Raw genomic sequence first — 15,459 nt, 5'->3', positions numbered from 1 at the left:
GAGGTTACCGGAACTCGCGCGAGACGATCTATGGGTTTTGTGCCGGTTGCGCGCCGCCGGAGGCGGAGCTTCCGGTGCTACCCGGCGACGATGAAGGACTGGCCGATGAAGACGGTGCAAAAGGCGTGCTACCGATTGGAGCGGTGCTGCTTCCGTTTGCGGAACCGATGCCTGGTGTGCCGAAGGTGCTGCCCCCGCCCTGCCCAACCGAGCCGCCAAAGATGCTCACCTGCTGCTTCAGCAGCCAGGTACGGTGGTCGTACAGAAACTCCCAGTCCTCGATATTTGCCGAGCCATTCCACTCCACCAGGCCGTGTCCGCTCGCGCTGCTGCCCACACCGACGATCGCCCCTTTGCTCCCCTGGACCTGATTCGAGCTGATGCCGCTGGGGCTCGACCCGGAGCCGCTGGAGCCTCCGGTCACGCCGGTGGTGCTCGCACCCGCTGTAGAACCGATGCCGCCCGACGATCCCGGAGAGGAGAAGCTGGATGTGCCAAGACTGAAACCAGAGCCGGAGACCGGCGACGCGGCCGCCCCGGATCCGGGAGTGCTGCCTGCACCACTCACGCCGCTGCCGAACCCGGAGGCGGTGCCAGCGGATGCACCGAGGCTGCCCTGCCCAACGCTCCCCAGCGGCTCGCCAAAGAAGCCTTTCACCTGGGTCTTCGCCTCGCCGAAATGGATCAGGCGATAGTCTCCCCGGGTCAGTGGATCCTTATATTGCTGGCGCAGAAAGTGCATGTTGTTCTGGTTCAGCAACTGGTCGATCGAAGTGGGATAAGTGTTGAACTTCAGGTAGTAGTTGTGGATCGCGCGCACATACTGCTGTGCGCGGTGCTCGGATTCGAGCTCTTTATCGCGCTCCAGCGAGCGCGCTACGGTGGGCGCGGCCACCGTGAGAAGAAGAGCGATGATAAAGACGGCGACAACAAGAGCGATCAGGAGGAAGCCCTGCTCGCTGGGTCTGCCCGCGGCGGCTTGCGGCTGCCCAGGCGAGGTTGCCAGCCCCGAACACGCATCAGGTTCTTCCGTTGCCGGGCGTCGAATCTCCACCACCGACAGAACAAGCTCGCCTTGCGCCGGCAGGAGACCGCGCATCATTGCTGCACCAGGGGCAGCAGTTGCGTGTTGTTGTTCGTCAGGTCGGTGACTTGCGCCGAGTTCGCGCTAATGGTGCCGACTTTATAGCGCCGGCCGACAATCTCGCCTTCGGAGGCAAGAAACACGTCATCGCCCTTCAGGAAAAACGCCTGCCGGCTGCCACCCTGCCGCTGCTCCGTCCCGAAGAAGCGAAGGTCGATCGGCGGCGGTGGCGGTGGTCCCGGGTTGCTGATCGGCTGCGGCTGCGCGGGCGTGCGGGGCGAGACGATCGGTCTCGGGATCGGAATATTTGCCGCCGGTTCCGAGCCGGCCAGGAAGATGTTGCGGCCACTGCCGGTGTACAACAGTGCCTCGGCCGCTTCCATCCCTTCGGGATGCAGTGCGGGGTCGAGCGCCGCGTTGGAGACGTGGGCAGCGACGGGGCTCGGCGTGGCCTGCCGCACCGTAGTGGTGGGCGCCGGCGCCGCGCTGGGTGCATCGCTTCCGCTGCCGGCAAATTCGTAGATCATGGTGCCAAGCGCCAGGACGCCCAGGCTGCCGGCCAGAATCAGTTTCTTTCGGTCTTCGCTGCCGATCTTCATGGCTGCGCTCCGCTTTCTACCTGCGCCGCGGCCAGCCCCGGCATCGGCTCGCGAAGAAAGGTACTGATGCGCAGCCGCAGACTGACCTGGCCGCCCTGCTGACCGTTCAACGTGACGTTCTGGATTTGGAAGAAAACGCGGTCGCGCTCCAGGCCATTGATGAACAGCGCCAGCGGCTTGTACGCGCCGGTCACGGAGGCATCCAGCCGCACCTCCGTCAGGCCGTTCGCCGGAGCAGCCGTGATGTATTGCACGCGGCTCAACCGGACGCCGGAGTGTTCGCGTAGCTTGCCAAGCTCGGCTGCCACGTCGGCAAAGCCGTACGGCAGGCGTGTTTCATAGAACTGCGCGGCCTCCGTCTGCGAGGCGGCAAGCTTGCCGTCCAGCCCGCGCAGCCTGCGCGCGGCCAACTCGGCCGCCACCTGCTGTGTCCGCGCCTGGGCGATCGCCTCCTCCCCGCGGGAACCGCCGGAGGTGAAGGCGAGCACCAGCTGTACCAGGAGCCACACATTAAAGACAGCCAGCAGCGCCGCCGCTGCCACGTGCACGTTGAGCGGCGACATCCATGTGCGCAGGCGATCGAGCTGCTGCGCGCGAGGACTTGCCGGAACCGCGGCCTCCAGCGGGTTCACCGGTACGGTGCTCATGGCTGCCCCGCTTCCGGCTGCCCCGCTTGCGGCTGCATGGCTTTCGCACTCGCGGCGTCGGCGGCCGACGGCTTGGCATGAGTCGCACGCTCGCGCACGCGCAATTGCAGCGGATTATAGCCGGCGACAATATCAAAGTCGGTCGGTGGCGGTCCGGCCGGGCCCGTGTTGCCATTACTGTTGACGAGCGCGGTCGGATCGGTGTTCTGGGCGGCTTGCGAACCGCTCAGGTAAGCCGCCGCCATCTGGACACCGGCACCGCTCTTTTCCTGCGTCTGCTGCGCTTCGCCCACCAGCCGCGGTGCAACAAAGCGGTGCGACGCTTCCAGGTTGCGGATCAACAGCACGGAGCGTTCGCGCGGACCACTCACCCGCATATGAATGTTGACCTGACCGTTGGTTGCAATCTGCGGGTCGATGCTGGTCACCTGCAGTCCGGCGGGCAGCACTTCTTCCAAGTCCATCAGCACGGCGGTCCAGCTGAAACTTTTCCGCTGGTACAAAGCATTCAGAAAGTCGATCTGCCGCAGCACGGCGGCGTTCGCCGGCTCCCGCAGCCTCGCCTCGTTGCGGGCACGTTCGGAATTGAGCGCGGCCGTACGGGCCTGGATCGTCTCGATCTGCGCCTGCTGCGCGCGCGCCGACGCCGACCGGCTGTGCAGCCAGATCAGCAGGCCGGCCGCGGTGACCGCGAGCACGGCAATGGCGATCCGAAGCTGCCGGAATACGCGGTCCAGCTGGACATAGGGCCGCGTTGCGAGATTGACAGTGATCCGCATCTACGGGCGCGCCCCCACACGTGCGCCTGGGCGCGTCACGATTCGCGCATCATTGCGCAATGCCCCGCGCAGCCCGGCCAGCAAGCCGTATGGCATGGGCGTGGTGACTGTCCCAAGCAGGTCGCCGGCCTGCATCAGCTCGCGCGTTTGCAGCCCCGATCCTTCGAGGAGCACGGCAACCTGCAGTGCGCTCATGCTGCCGGATGTCAGCACCAGCTCAGGCGGAGCCGCCAGAGAATCCTCGTAATATGCAGCGGCTACCGCAACGGCGCGCTGCATTTCCAGCGCAGTGGCTGTGGCCTCCGCCTCGGCAAGCTCGCGCGCCGGCACGAAGCTTTCCACCACCGGGCCCTCATCCACATCGGAGCCGGCAAGGTCATCCGCTCCGTACTCCCGCGGCTCAACCGCCGCATACATCCCGTCCACCGGCATCGTTGGCACCACGGCGATCGAAGACGCAGCCGGCAACTGCGCCGCCGGTGCAAGCGCGGCCGGTGCCGTCTCCAGCATGCGGTGCAGCAACAGCTCACCGCGGCGAAGAATTGCCGTGGTCATCGTGTCCGCGCTGGTATTGATTACCAGCGCCGCAGTGCCGGACGCACCGGGTGCAGCGTCGTTCACCGCGCTCGCCACCGCAAGCGTACTGGGTAGCACAGCACCCGGCTCAAAGCCTGCATCGCGCACGGCGGCTTCGTACTCCGCCAGTACCGCGTATGGGATCGCGACCGTGAGCACCTGCAATTGCCGGGCGCGCTCCGTCATGACCTGGTAGCTGATCTGCGCAGCGTCCGTGGGGAACGGCAGCAGTTTGGCCAGGCGGAAACGAACCACTGCGAGCGCGTCGTCGGTGTCCGACGGCAGCGAATCGAAATCGAGCAGGATGACGCGAACCGCCGCGTCGGGCACGATCAGCGTCACGTCGCGCAGCTTGCCCTGTTGCAACTGCCCCAGCACCTGGCGCACGGCAGCGGCAACGCGTTGCGGATCGGTAATGTTCTGCTGCCGCAAGCCGGGCTGCACCGCCTGCCGCGGCAGCTCCGCCCGCGCGACCTGCGCCATAAAACCGCTCGCGTCGTTTGCGCGCGCGGCAAAGACGCCCTCTGGGCGGATCTCCACCGCGATGCGGGGGCGGGCTTCATAACTCGATTTCGGAATCAGAGACGGCATGCAGACGTACAGCTTCTAGGCTACATGCTTGAGACGGCCATCCGAAGCACTTGATAGCGCGTTGCGCATTCAGAGCTTATCCACCGACGACAGGAACTGCACCAGCGCCGCGTTGCACGCCTCCGTGGCATCCTGCTGCACCCAGTGCGAAACCCCGGGCAGATCGTGCCGAATCAGGCGCGGCGCAAAGGCCTCGGTTCCCGCGGTGGTGGCGTAGGAAAGGTAGGCGTCTCCCATGCCCCAGAGCAGGAGAACGGGGATGGTGATGGGTGGAAAGCCGAGGCGAAGTTGCCGGCGGAAGCCGCCGCCGCGGAGAAAGGCGCGGTACCAATGGATCATGGCGCGGGCGGCGCCGGGCTGTGCGGCGTTGGCGGCGCTCGCGGCCAGAAGGTCGCGCGGAAAGGTGGCGGGCGCGGTGGAGGTGCGCAGCATCATCTGGCGGACCAGAGCGCCGCCGCGGCGGCTGAGCAGCCACTCCGGCAGCCACGGGATCTGAAAGAAGAGCATGTACCAGGAGCGGAGCATCTGGCCGAGGCTGTGGCGCAGGGTGCGCGCGAACGTGACCGGGTGCGGGACATTGATGATGGCGAGCGCGCGCAGGGGTCGGAGCTGGCGGGCGGCAAAGGCCCAGGCGACGAGCGCGCCCCAGTCGTGCGCGATCAGAACGACTTCGGTGGCTCCCGAGGCGTCGATCAGGCCGGCAACATCGGCCATCAGGTGCTCGATCGCATAGTCGGCAACGCGCGGCGGCCGCGAGGTTTGGCCGTAGCCGCGCTGGTTGGGCGCCCAGACCCGGTAGCCGAGGGCGGCGAGGGCAGGCATCTGCTCGCGCCAGCTATCGGCAACCTCGGGAAAGCCGTGCAGGCACAGCGCGAGGCGCGGACCTTCGCCGCAGGTGAGCACCTCGAAGCGGATTCCGTTGGCCTCGACGAACTCGGTCTGGATGCTGTCACTCGGCATAACGCGACTCCCTGCCCTGTGTGATGCGGGCTTAGGAGATGGAATGGTGCCCTGAGTGGATGAGGGTCGGCTTTGTTCAGAGGTTGCGAGAACAGCGTTTCTCGGAACTCGTAAGGTTTGAGACGGGCTCGTGCGCCCTCGATCGCCTGCGTTTTAGAGGCCGTTGAACATGCAGATCTACAAGCCCGAGGCTACATGCTTTCGGACGGCTCCAAGGGGCATCCGTAGCAGATGTTCCGCTCAGGTCGGAATGCGCGCTTGATGGTTCTGCCGGCTTCCGTCGTTCGCAGACGACGCGAACGACGAAGTTTAGAAATTGCTGCTGTGGAGCGAATGGAGGGCCTACAATCATCGCGCGGTCGAGGGTACAACTATGGCGCTGGATATGGACAAGCTCAACGGGTTCGTTGGGCAATTCGTTGGTGACCTGGGCGCGACCATCCACGCCGGCATGGTCGTGATTGGGGACAAGCTGGGCCTGTACAAAGCCCTTGCCGCTACGCCGATGACTTCTGCGGAGTTGGCTGCAAAAACCGGTACGGATGAGAGATACGTACGCGAGTGGCTGGCCTCGCAGGCGGCGAGCGGATATGTGAACTACGACGGAGATACAAAGAAATTCAGCATGAGTGAAGAGCAGGCCTTCACGCTGGCGGATGAAGAGAGTCCAGCGTATTTACCAGGCGCATTCGAGTTTGCCCTTGGAACGCTGGCCGCGGTGCCTCGGATCACCGAGGCATTCCGTACCGGTACCGGCGTGCCGTGGGGTGAACACGACGAGGGCGTGTTTCATGGGTGCGAGAAATTTTTCCGTGCCGGCTATATCGGCAATCTGGTCAGCCATTGGATCCCAGCTCTGGAGAATGTGCAGAAGAAACTGGAATCAGGGGCGCGGGTCGCCGATGTGGGTTGCGGTAAAGGTGCATCGACTCTACTCATGGCGGAGGCTTTCCCCGGTTCGGAGTTCGCGGGATTTGATTACCATGACAAATCCATAGCGGGAGCACAGGCGACAGCAGATCGTCGGGGCATCGCGAACGCTCAGTTCGCGACTGCCGCGGCGAAGACTTTCCCAGGTACTGGTTTCGACCTGGTGACCGTCTTCGACAGCCTTCACGACATGGGCGATCCCGTGGGAGCGGCAAAGCACATCCTTGGCGCTCTCAAGCCCGACGGCACATGGATGATTGTGGAGCCGTTTGCGCATGACGACCTGAAGGATAATCTAAACCCGGTGGGCCGGATTTATTACTCCTTCTCGACGCTGCTCTGCACCCCATGTTCCCGGTCACAGGAGGTTGCCCTGTGCCTTGGTGCGCAGGCAGGAGCCTCACGTATTCGGGATGTGGTGATGCAAGCGGGCTTTACGCGGTTTCGCCAGGCAACGGAAACCCCGTTCAATATCGTGTACGAGGCGCGCCCGTAAAGCAGGCACCCACAGAGCAAAGTGCCGCTGGCTACCGCCCAGCTTCGATAAACGTAACCTTGTTGATTTCCTTCAGCGTGGTGATGCCGTGGCGGACGCGGTCCAGGGCGGAGTCGCGCAGGAAACTCATGCCCTTGTCGCGGGCGCGCTTGCGGATTTCGGAGCCGGGCTTTTTGTCGAGGAGCATTTCACGGACTTCGTCGTCGAGTTCGAGCAGTTCGTGGATGGCGGAGCGGCCGCGGTAGCCGGTGCCGCCGCACTCGATGCAGCCCTGGCCTTCGCGGAACTGGAAGCCGCGCCACTCGTCAGGGTTCAGGCCGTTGACTTCCAGGTGCTCGTCGCTGTGCGTGACGAGAACCGAGCAAAAGTCGCAGTTCTGGCGGACGAGGCGCTGGGCGAGTATGCAGTTCAGCGCGGAAACAAAGTTGTACGGCTCGACGCCCATGTTGAGAAAGCGGCCGAGCACGTCGACTACGTTGTTGGCGTGGACGGTGGTGAAGACGAGATGGCCGGTGAGCGCGGAGTTGATGGCGATCTGCGCGGTTTCGGCGTCGCGAATTTCGCCGACAAGGATCTTGTCTGGGTCGTGACGAAGGATGGAGCGCAGGCCGCGGGCGAAGGTGAGGCCCTTCTTCTCGTTGACCGGGATCTGCGTGATGCCGCGGATCTGGTACTCGACCGGGTCCTCGATGGTGATGATCTTGTCGTCTTCGGACTTGATCTCGTTCAGCGCGGCGTAGAGCGTGGTGGTCTTGCCGGAGCCGGTCGGGCCGGTGACGAGCACCATGCCGTAGGGTTCCTTGATGTACTTGCGAAAGCGGCGGAGGTCCTCGGCGGCGAAGCCGACCACATCCAGCGAAAGCTGTTTGAACTTTTCGCTCATGGACTCTTTGTCGAGCACGCGGAGGACGGCATTTTCGCCATGCACGGTCGGCATGATGCTGACGCGGAAGTCGATCAGCCGGCCCTTGTACCGAACGCGAAAACGGCCGTCCTGCGGCACGCGGCGCTCCGCAATGTCGAGCTCGCTCATGACCTTGATACGGCTCAGGATGGTCTGGTGGTGCTCGCGCGCAATCGGCGCCATTGCCTGCTGCAGCACGCCGTCAATGCGGTACTTCACCAGTAGCGAGTCCTCGTAGGTTTCAAGGTGGATGTCCGACGCGCGGCGCTCCAGGGCGGAGAAGATCGTGGTGTCGACTAGCCGGATGATCGGCGAGATGTCGTCTTCGCTGGTCAGCCGCTCGATCGAGATGTTGGAGTCAAGCGAATCATCGCTCGACACCATCTCGTAGGCGAGTCCCTCAGTCGCTTCCTCCAGCACGCGCTGCGACTGCTCGGTCTTCTTCAGCAGGTCGGTGATCTGCGTCAGTGTGGCGACGCGTGTGACCAGCCGCGTGCCCAGCAGGCCGCTGATCTCGTCCAGCACCATGAGGCGCGACGGGTCGGAGACGGCGATGACGAGGCGGTCGCCCTGCTGCTCCAACGGAATAAAGTTGTAGCGAAACATCAGTTCGACCGGCACGGACTTGACCAGGTCGTGCTGAATCTTGTGCTCGCGAAGATCGACGAACTCGGCGTGGTACCGGCGCGCCAGCATTTGCGCGCGCTCCGCATCATTCAGTTCCGGGGTAGCGAATGGAATCGCAACAGGTGTGGCCATGCTGATTGGACTTTGCCCTTTGCCATTGGTTTACCACGGCTGCGCCGCACGGCGTCGCTCAGGCATCGGCACCCTGGTAGGTGATCCGGTCAGGATGGTGCCACCACGGCACCGTCGCGTCCGCGGGCAGAGCGGACGCGCCCCGCCCGGCAAGCTCTGCTACGAAATCCGCCAGAGGCGTGCGATGACGCGCACCGCCTTCAATGCGAAACACGCCAGCCTCATAGTTTCGAATGTCCCTGGTGCACAGGTTTGACCAATTCCAGGATCCCAGCAGCGCCCACACCGTGACCGCCGCCACGTCCACACCAGCGGCCGACGCCTCCGCTGCGTCTTTCCACATTTCAGCCAGCCATCGCACCTGGTCCGCGGGATCGCCTCCGAGGTGCGCCTCGGTCACGGCGACCGGAATTCCATACCGTTGCCAAGCTTCGCGCAGCACACCACCCACGCCCGCAATGCCGGCGGGGTAAACCCGAATGGCTTCAATGTCGACAAGCGGCTCTGCCCCGGTATCTCCTCCCCGAAAATTGTCCGGGTACAAGTCTACGCGATGATCCAGAAAACGATCGCTAGTCGGGTAGTAGTTGAACCCAAGGACGGCCGGCGGGCAGGGCTGCTCGTGAAACCAGCCGATCTCTGCGGCGGTGATGCCGTGCTTCAGAAGGTATCCATGCAGCAGGTGGTCCGGCGTCACGCGCCCGCACAACAGGTCGGTTCCCAACCAGCGTCTTGCCTCGCGTTCCACCCGGAACGACTCCAGCCGTGCCGTGCCGAAGACGCTGCCGCCATCTTCGGTGTAGACGAACTCTGCCGCCGGCTGAATTTGCCGGATCGCACGCATACTCAGCACCGTCGCCTTTACCTCATGCAGCAGCGCGCGCAGGTAGCTTGCGATGTCTCGATGATGCGGGTACCAGTGCCCATACAGGCAGGAAAAGCGTGCCGTGGTGTGAGGCTCATTCACCGGCGTGTACCGCGTAATCTCCGGGTAGCGCTGTGCCACCTGCGCAGCATAGACCGCAAGCTTCTCAGGAAAAGCGGGATCCAGCAGGTCTGTGCCGAGTGGACCGCTGCCGTGATGCACAAGACCCGCGATCGGCTCCAGCTCAAGGCGCCGCATCTCATGCAGCATCCCGTCGAAGAAGTCCCAGCCGCTTGCCTCAAAGAACTCCCAATGCAGCGCGGTGCGCAATGTGCGGATGCCAAGCGAGGCGATGAGCTCCAGATCCTCACGCGTGTGGAGCCGATGGCGTGACCAGGCGTGCTGGTCGAAATATTGATCCTTGACACGATTGATCGTGCATTCAATGCCGCCCCAAAGTTGCATTCTGCTCTTCCTGCCGTCGAAGCGGCGCGCATCCTGTCTGGCGAGGGCGCTGGCCGTAGCCAACTGGGTAAGATGCATGACCGTCGTGATGAAACGCACGTAGAAACGTGCGAACGTCGGCTACGTCCGGCGCTCCTGCTGCAGCAGGTAAACCAGGAAGGCATCGCGGCGGGCTTTGACGTCCGCAGCGGACTTTCCCTGTGTCCAATCGTAAAAACCATTGCCGGCGGCGGCGCCGGTATGGCCCTCCGCCAGCTTTTCGGCGTAGATCGGCGGCGCTTGTGGCTCGTTGTACAAGTCTTGCGCAACGTACCCGACCACACCGGAGCAGAGCTCCAGCCCGACTAGATCCTGGTGCTCAAGAATGCCGTACGCGGGCAGGCGAAACCCGAAACCCCGGCGCGCCGCAAGGTCCACGTCCTCCGCCGTTGCAATGCCCTCGGCAACAATGTTCGCGGCCTCGCGCACCACGGCCTGGTGCAGCCGGTTGCCAAGCTGGCCGGGGCGATCCTTGCGCACCAGCACCGGCGTTTTGTTGCAATGGCGCAGAAGGTCGATCACACTCTGCGCCAGCGGAACGGAGGTCCTCTCCGCACACACAACGTCGACCAGCGGCATCAGGTGCGGCGGGTTCCAGAAGTGTGTGGTCAGCACGCGCTCCGAATGCCGATCGCATTGCGAGGCAATCGGGGTAATGCTCAGCCCACTCGTATTGCTGCACAGCGCGGCATGCGGCGGCGCTGCAAGATCCAGGTCGCGGAAGAGCTGTTGCTTGAGCGCCAGATTTTCCGGCAGCGACTCGATAACCAGGTCGGCTTTGCCTACCGCGCCGGCCATGTCGGCACCGGGCGTGATCGCCTCGGACGCCTCACACGCCTGTTCGGGATAGTCGATCAGGCCGTGCCTGCGCAAAAAGGCAAGCGTCGCATGTGCTTCCGCTACACCCGCCTCCGCACGGTCCAGGGTGCGGCTCAACAATGTCACGCGCAGGCCGCCCAGCGCGAGCACGGCAGCGATGCCGGGGCCCATCATGCCCGTACCCATGACCACGGCGTTGCGAAATTCTGTCATGACTCACTCCGTCATGGCCTCAGATGCGCTCAGTCGAACTGCAGGTGGACCTTCATACTTTGACTTCGGTCCTGCGCAATCGCAAATGCTTTGTTCGCCTCGGCAAGTGGAAATGTGTGGCTCATCAGCGGCCGCAGATCCAGCTTGCCGCTCACAATCTCCTCCACTGCCGTCGCGTACTCCGCGCCAAAGCGGAACGACCCAAGCAAGCGAAGCTCCTTGCTCATGATGAGGTTCATGGCGACCGGCGATTGCCCGCTTGGCATGTTACCCACCTGCAGCACGGTGCCGCCCGCAATCGCAGTGCGCAGCGCGGTGTCCAGACCCGCGGGTGAGCCAGACGCCTCGATGACCACGTCAAACGTTCCTCGATGCTGCTGCCATGCATCGATCTGCGCCGTGTCGGTTGCGGACACTGCCGTATCCGCGCGCATCTCCATAGCTTTGTCCAGCGCAGGCTGGGCAAGATCGATCGCGGTCAGGTGGTGCGCACCCGCACGCCTGGCGGCAGCCACCAGCAAACATCCGATGGGCCCGCAGCCCACAACCAGCACACGGGCGCCCAGCAGCGTGGGCGCGTGCCGCAGAGCGTGCAGCGTTACGGCAAGCGGCTCCGCCATGGACGCCGTGGCGAAATCAAAATCATGCGGGATTGCCACACACTGCGACTCCGCGACCGCAACATACTCGCGAAACGCACCCTGCGAGTGCGGGTATACCGAAGCCGACCCGAGGAACCGCATATGCAGGCAATGGTTCGTCATACCCCGCACGCAGAAGCGGCAGGTGCCGCAGTTCAGCCCGGGGTTCACGGCAACACGTTGGCCTACCGGGAACGCCGCTACATCCGTGCCGACCGCCGCCACCTCACCCGCAAGCTCATGGCCCAGCACGAACGGATCGCGCATCGCAAAGTCGCCGCTCTTGCCCTTGAAGTAGTAACTCAGGTCCGATCCGCAGATGCCGCCGGCACGCACGCGCACCAGCACCTGGCCGGGTCCGGGCTCCGGCGCCTCCCACTCCTCCAGCAAGATCTTCTTCGGTTCGTGCAGCACAGCAGCGATCATTCCTATTCCTTTCAGGACTACAGTTCCGCCATTGCCGCCTGCAACTCCGGCTGCGGATGCCGCCCTGCCGCGACTGCCACATTGAGCAGCACGGCGCACACCAGCAGCATGATCGCGAAGATGCCCATGCCGCTGCGCACACCCGCGGCGCGGATTACCCATACACCCAACACACCGGAGAGGCTGCCGCACGAATTAATCAACGCCAGGCCGCCCGCGGCAGCGGGGCCGGCAAGCATGCGGCCGGGCAGCGTCCAGAAGATCGGCATCAGTGACAACACACCTGCGGCGGCAACGGACAGCCCTGCGAGCGCGAGCGGAAAATCGTCTGCGAAGAACCATGCCGCGATCATGCCGACGCATGCCGCCACGGCACTCGCAGTCGCACACAGCCGCTGCGCTCCGCATACCGCGACACCAGCAGCATCGACACGCCACCCACGGCGAACGGGATTGCAGTCAGCAAACCGATGGCCGTTGTGCTCTTCACCCCGGATTGCTCCACGATGCTGGGCAGCCAAAACACCAGGCCGTAGAAACTGGTGTTGAACAGCAGCATAATCGCGATCAGCAAGTACACACCCGGCAGCAGAAATGCATCGAGCACGCGATGCGAGCGTTGCGTTGTGTCACTCACATTGCGCACCACCACTGCTTGCTCCGCAGGCGTAAGCCAGCGCACCTGATCTGGCCGATTGCGCAGCACCGCAAAGAGCACGACACCCAGCACGACGGTTGGCGCTCCCTCCAGCAGGAACAGCCACTGCCAGCCATGCAGCCCGCCGACGCCGGTCGTGTGCTCGACGATGAAGCCCGACACCGGTGCGCCGATCACCTCCGCTACCGGTAGCGCCAGCAGAAACAGCGCGAACATACCGCTCTGCCGCCGCGCCGGCAGCCATTGATTCGCGTAATACAGGACACCCGGCACGAAGCCTGCTTCACACAAACCCAGCAGCAATCGCAAGCCATAAAACACCGGCAGGCTGCGCGAGAAGACCATCAGCATGCTGACCAGGCCCCACGTGATCATGATGCGAGCAATCCACACCCGCGCTCCCACGCGTTGCAGCAGCAGATTGCTGGGCACCTCAAACACCATGTAGCCCCAGAAGAAGATGCTCGCACCCAGCGTGAACGCATGCTCCGTCAGCCCGAAGTCGTGCTGCATCGGCAGCTTTGCTAGGCTGATGTTCACGCGGTCCAGGTAGGAACAGACGAAGCCGAGAAAGAACAACGGCACGATGCGCCGAATCACTTTGCGATACAAAGCGTCTTCGTCCATCGACTCGGCAGCGGGTGCAGCCATCATTGCTACTCGTCGTCTTCTTTTGGTTGTGTGTCGGAAACAAGGTGATCTGCCGCCAATGCCTGCACCTCGGCCCAAACGCCATCGTCTACGTCCATGCCGGCGCGCATGCTGCGTTCGCGCCGGCGAATCGCGCCTTCGCCGGGGTAGTCCGCGGGCCGACCCGCCTCGTTTGGTACGGAAGCGTTCACGTAATCCACGACGCTGTCCGCGATTCCCTGCACGGCGGACGCGCCGCCCAACTTGCGCGGGTCCACCACAATGAAAATCTGCGAGCAGCCCACGCAGCTTCCTTGTTGCAGTGCGTCGATGCCGTTCGTCGGCAGCCCTTCCGACAGCACTGCCGCCAGCAGGTCCAGCATCACCGCAAAGCCTGATCCCTTCCACATGCCCATCGGCAGAATGCGCTGCGACTCTTCGATCGGCCCCGGCTCATCGGTCAGCCGGCCCTCACCATCGAACCCGCCTGGAAACGGCAGGCGCTCCCCTTTCAGCCGCGTCACCTGCAGCTTGCCATAGCTGTACTGCGACATCGCCATGTCCAGCACCACGGGGCCGCCTTCGCGTGGTGCGGCCATGATGAATGGGTTGTTGCCAAGCCGAGGATCCTTGCCACCCCACGCGGGCATGCAGCTTTCCGTGTTCGTCCACGCGATCAGCACGAAGCCCTTGCTTGCGGCGTGCCAGCCATACGATCCGCCCCGCATCCAGTGATTCGTATTGCGCAAGCCGATCAGCGCGATGCCCTGTTCGCTCGCAACCTCAATGCCGCGCTCGGTCGCCCACAACGCGTTCAGCACACCGGGCGCGCGCCGGCCATCCCACACCTCCAGTGCGCCAAGCTGCTTCACCGGCTCCGGCTTCGCGTTCACATCAACCCAGCCGCGCCGCACATAATCCACGAACCGCGGCACACGGTTTATACCGTGCGAGGTCACGCCGTCGGCCGTGGACTCCGTGTGAATTCGCGCGCATACGGCGGCATCCGCAGGGGGCACACCCGCCTGTAGAAACGCCTGCTGAATCGTCTGCTGAAGTTCCGAGAAGGAAACATGGGCCAAGTGCGCGGCCTCCTTGCTGGTGCGGGATGGCTGCAAGACTACCAGCCCACCCGAAGCATTGACGTGCGAGCGCTAGTGATTGATCGAGTTTGCGCCGAGCTGCAGAATCGGCAAATACAGAGAAAGCAGAATAAACGCGACCAGCACGCCCATGCCCACCAGCAGCGCCGGCTCAATCAGGCTCAGTACCGCGCTCAGCGATGTCTCCACATCTTCCTCAAAAAAGCCGGCGACGGAGTTCAGCATGGTCGGCAGCGCTCCCGTGGACTCGCCGACTTCGATCATTTCGATCGCCAGTTCGGGGAAGACGCGTGTGCCCTCAAGCGATCGAGCAAGCCCCTGCCCCTCACGCACCTGCGTGACCGAGGCGAACACGGCACCCGACACCTGTCGCGATGAGATCGAGCGTGCCGCCGTCTCCAGCGCCGGCACGGGCGGCAAGCCGCCGGTCAGCAGCGTTGAGAGCGTCCGCGCAAACAGCGCAACCTGGTACCGCAGCCAGATGTTTCCCAGGCCCGGAATATTCAATCGCAGCTTGTCGACGAAGTTCGCACCCGCATCGGTGCGTGACCAGCGATAAAACAAAAACCCGCCGAGCGCGAGCGCAACGGCAACATACAGCCCGTAGGTCTGCGCAAAGTGCCCGACGGCCAGCATAAACGTGGTGATCGCGGGCAGCCTTGCATCCAGCTGGTCGTACAACTGCGCAAAGCGCGGCACCACAAACGTCAGCAGAAAGATGAGAAGCCCGATCACCAGGCAGATCAGCAGCGACGGGTACACCAGCGCGCTGGTCAGCTTCTTGCGGGTAGACAGCGCAACGCGCTGAAAGTCCGTGTACCGCTGCAGCACCTCTTCCAGGTTGCCAGACCGCTCACCCGCCAGCAGCGTCGTCGTGAAAATCAGCGGAAACCCGCCCTGCGCATCGAACGCGCCAGACAGTGACTCGCCAGTCTTAATGCGCGCGGCAACGTTCTCCAGCTGCGCCTTGAAGTTCTCGTCCTTCTGCCGTCGTGCCAGCAGCTCCAGCGATCCCGGAATCGGCAGGCCCGCGCGAATCAGCGTCACAAACTGCTGGTTAAATACTAGAAAGCTCTGCAGCTTAACCTTTTTGCGACGGTTCCCCGCGATCGCACTGCGAGGCTTTACCGAATAAACCAGGTACCCCGCCTGGCTGAACCGCGCGCGCAACTCCTCCGCGGTCGATGCAGGATGCGTCTGCTCCTGCACGCGTCCCCGTTCATCCGCGAGTTTCACAACAAAGTCGGTCATCAGTCAGCCTAAGTTTAGACGGAC

At 63.7% G+C, this 15,459-nt stretch carries 15 protein-coding genes; 1 reads left to right on the top strand and 14 read right to left on the bottom strand.

The window, feature by feature from the left end:
• Nucleotides 1-28 precede the first annotated feature (28 nt).
• The 6 genes from ACOFKT_RS03830 to ACOFKT_RS03805 form a co-directional block, all read right to left on the bottom strand.
• Nucleotides 29-1,102, bottom strand: coding sequence for a type II secretion system protein (locus tag ACOFKT_RS03830; protein ID WP_419806104.1), 1,074 nt, complete (start codon nucleotides 1,100-1,102; stop codon nucleotides 29-31).
• Nucleotides 1,099-1,683: a hypothetical protein gene (locus ACOFKT_RS03825; RefSeq protein ID WP_419806103.1), complete on the bottom strand. Its 585-nt coding sequence runs from the start codon at nucleotides 1,681-1,683 to the stop codon at nucleotides 1,099-1,101. The genes ACOFKT_RS03830 and ACOFKT_RS03825 overlap by 4 nt, the downstream gene beginning before the upstream one ends.
• Nucleotides 1,680-2,330 (bottom strand): GspMb/PilO family protein, encoded by a 651-nt coding sequence (locus tag ACOFKT_RS03820; protein WP_419806102.1) that lies wholly within the window; start codon nucleotides 2,328-2,330, stop codon nucleotides 1,680-1,682. Before ACOFKT_RS03820 ends, ACOFKT_RS03825 begins: the two co-directional genes overlap by 4 nt.
• Nucleotides 2,327-3,109, bottom strand: a complete 783-nt coding sequence (locus ACOFKT_RS03815) for a PilN domain-containing protein (RefSeq protein WP_419806101.1) — start codon at nucleotides 3,107-3,109, stop codon at nucleotides 2,327-2,329. Before ACOFKT_RS03815 ends, ACOFKT_RS03820 begins: the two co-directional genes overlap by 4 nt.
• The gene (gene pilM, locus ACOFKT_RS03810) at nucleotides 3,110-4,276 is read right to left on the bottom strand and encodes a type IV pilus biogenesis protein PilM (protein ID WP_419806100.1); all 1,167 of its coding nucleotides are present in this window, start codon (nucleotides 4,274-4,276) and stop codon (nucleotides 3,110-3,112) included. It abuts the gene before it with no gap.
• A 69-nt stretch (nucleotides 4,277-4,345) separates the two neighbouring features.
• Nucleotides 4,346-5,236 (bottom strand): alpha/beta fold hydrolase, encoded by an 891-nt coding sequence (locus ACOFKT_RS03805; protein ID WP_419806099.1) that lies wholly within the window; start codon nucleotides 5,234-5,236, stop codon nucleotides 4,346-4,348.
• Between the two features lie 316 nt (nucleotides 5,237-5,552).
• Here ACOFKT_RS03805 and ACOFKT_RS03800 point away from each other — a divergent pair, with 316 nt between their 5' ends.
• Complete coding sequence (locus ACOFKT_RS03800; protein WP_419806098.1) at nucleotides 5,553-6,662, top strand: class I SAM-dependent methyltransferase; 1,110 nt, start codon at nucleotides 5,553-5,555, stop codon at nucleotides 6,660-6,662.
• 31 nt (nucleotides 6,663-6,693) lie between these two features.
• Here the strand turns inward: ACOFKT_RS03800 and ACOFKT_RS03795 are convergent, their stop codons facing one another.
• The 8 genes from ACOFKT_RS03795 to ACOFKT_RS03760 form a co-directional block, all read right to left on the bottom strand.
• Nucleotides 6,694-8,325, bottom strand: a complete 1,632-nt coding sequence (locus ACOFKT_RS03795) for a GspE/PulE family protein (protein ID WP_419806097.1) — start codon at nucleotides 8,323-8,325, stop codon at nucleotides 6,694-6,696.
• 58 nt (nucleotides 8,326-8,383) lie between these two features.
• Entirely contained in the window at nucleotides 8,384-9,733 is a 1,350-nt protein-coding gene (locus ACOFKT_RS03790; RefSeq protein ID WP_419806096.1) for a family 1 glycosylhydrolase, read from the bottom strand.
• A 42-nt stretch (nucleotides 9,734-9,775) separates the two neighbouring features.
• Nucleotides 9,776-10,726: a 3-hydroxyacyl-CoA dehydrogenase family protein gene (locus ACOFKT_RS03785; protein ID WP_419806095.1), complete on the bottom strand. Its 951-nt coding sequence runs from the start codon at nucleotides 10,724-10,726 to the stop codon at nucleotides 9,776-9,778.
• Nucleotides 10,727-10,755: 29 nt separating this feature from the next.
• On the bottom strand, nucleotides 10,756-11,793 hold the full coding sequence (locus tag ACOFKT_RS03780) for an L-idonate 5-dehydrogenase (RefSeq protein ID WP_419806094.1): 1,038 nt from the start codon (nucleotides 11,791-11,793) through the stop codon (nucleotides 10,756-10,758).
• Between the two features lie 17 nt (nucleotides 11,794-11,810).
• A complete protein-coding gene (locus ACOFKT_RS03775; protein ID WP_419806093.1) occupies nucleotides 11,811-12,146 on the bottom strand; it encodes a hypothetical protein in 336 nt (111 codons plus the stop codon).
• Nucleotides 12,143-13,102, bottom strand: a complete 960-nt coding sequence (locus ACOFKT_RS03770; protein WP_419806092.1) for an MFS transporter — start codon at nucleotides 13,100-13,102, stop codon at nucleotides 12,143-12,145. The genes ACOFKT_RS03775 and ACOFKT_RS03770 overlap by 4 nt, the downstream gene beginning before the upstream one ends.
• 5 nt (nucleotides 13,103-13,107) lie before the next feature.
• Nucleotides 13,108-14,163 (bottom strand): 3-dehydro-L-gulonate 2-dehydrogenase, encoded by a 1,056-nt coding sequence (gene yiaK / locus ACOFKT_RS03765; RefSeq protein WP_419806091.1) that lies wholly within the window; start codon nucleotides 14,161-14,163, stop codon nucleotides 13,108-13,110.
• A 72-nt stretch (nucleotides 14,164-14,235) separates the two neighbouring features.
• Nucleotides 14,236-15,435, bottom strand: a complete 1,200-nt coding sequence (locus ACOFKT_RS03760) for a type II secretion system F family protein (RefSeq protein ID WP_419806090.1) — start codon at nucleotides 15,433-15,435, stop codon at nucleotides 14,236-14,238.
• Nucleotides 15,436-15,459: the final 24 nt, after the last annotated feature.

It is taken from the genome of Terriglobus sp., from assembly GCF_965201105.1.
GTDB lineage: Bacteria > Acidobacteriota > Terriglobia > Terriglobales > Acidobacteriaceae > Terriglobus.
This window is presented reverse-complemented; position numbering and strand designations above follow the sequence as displayed.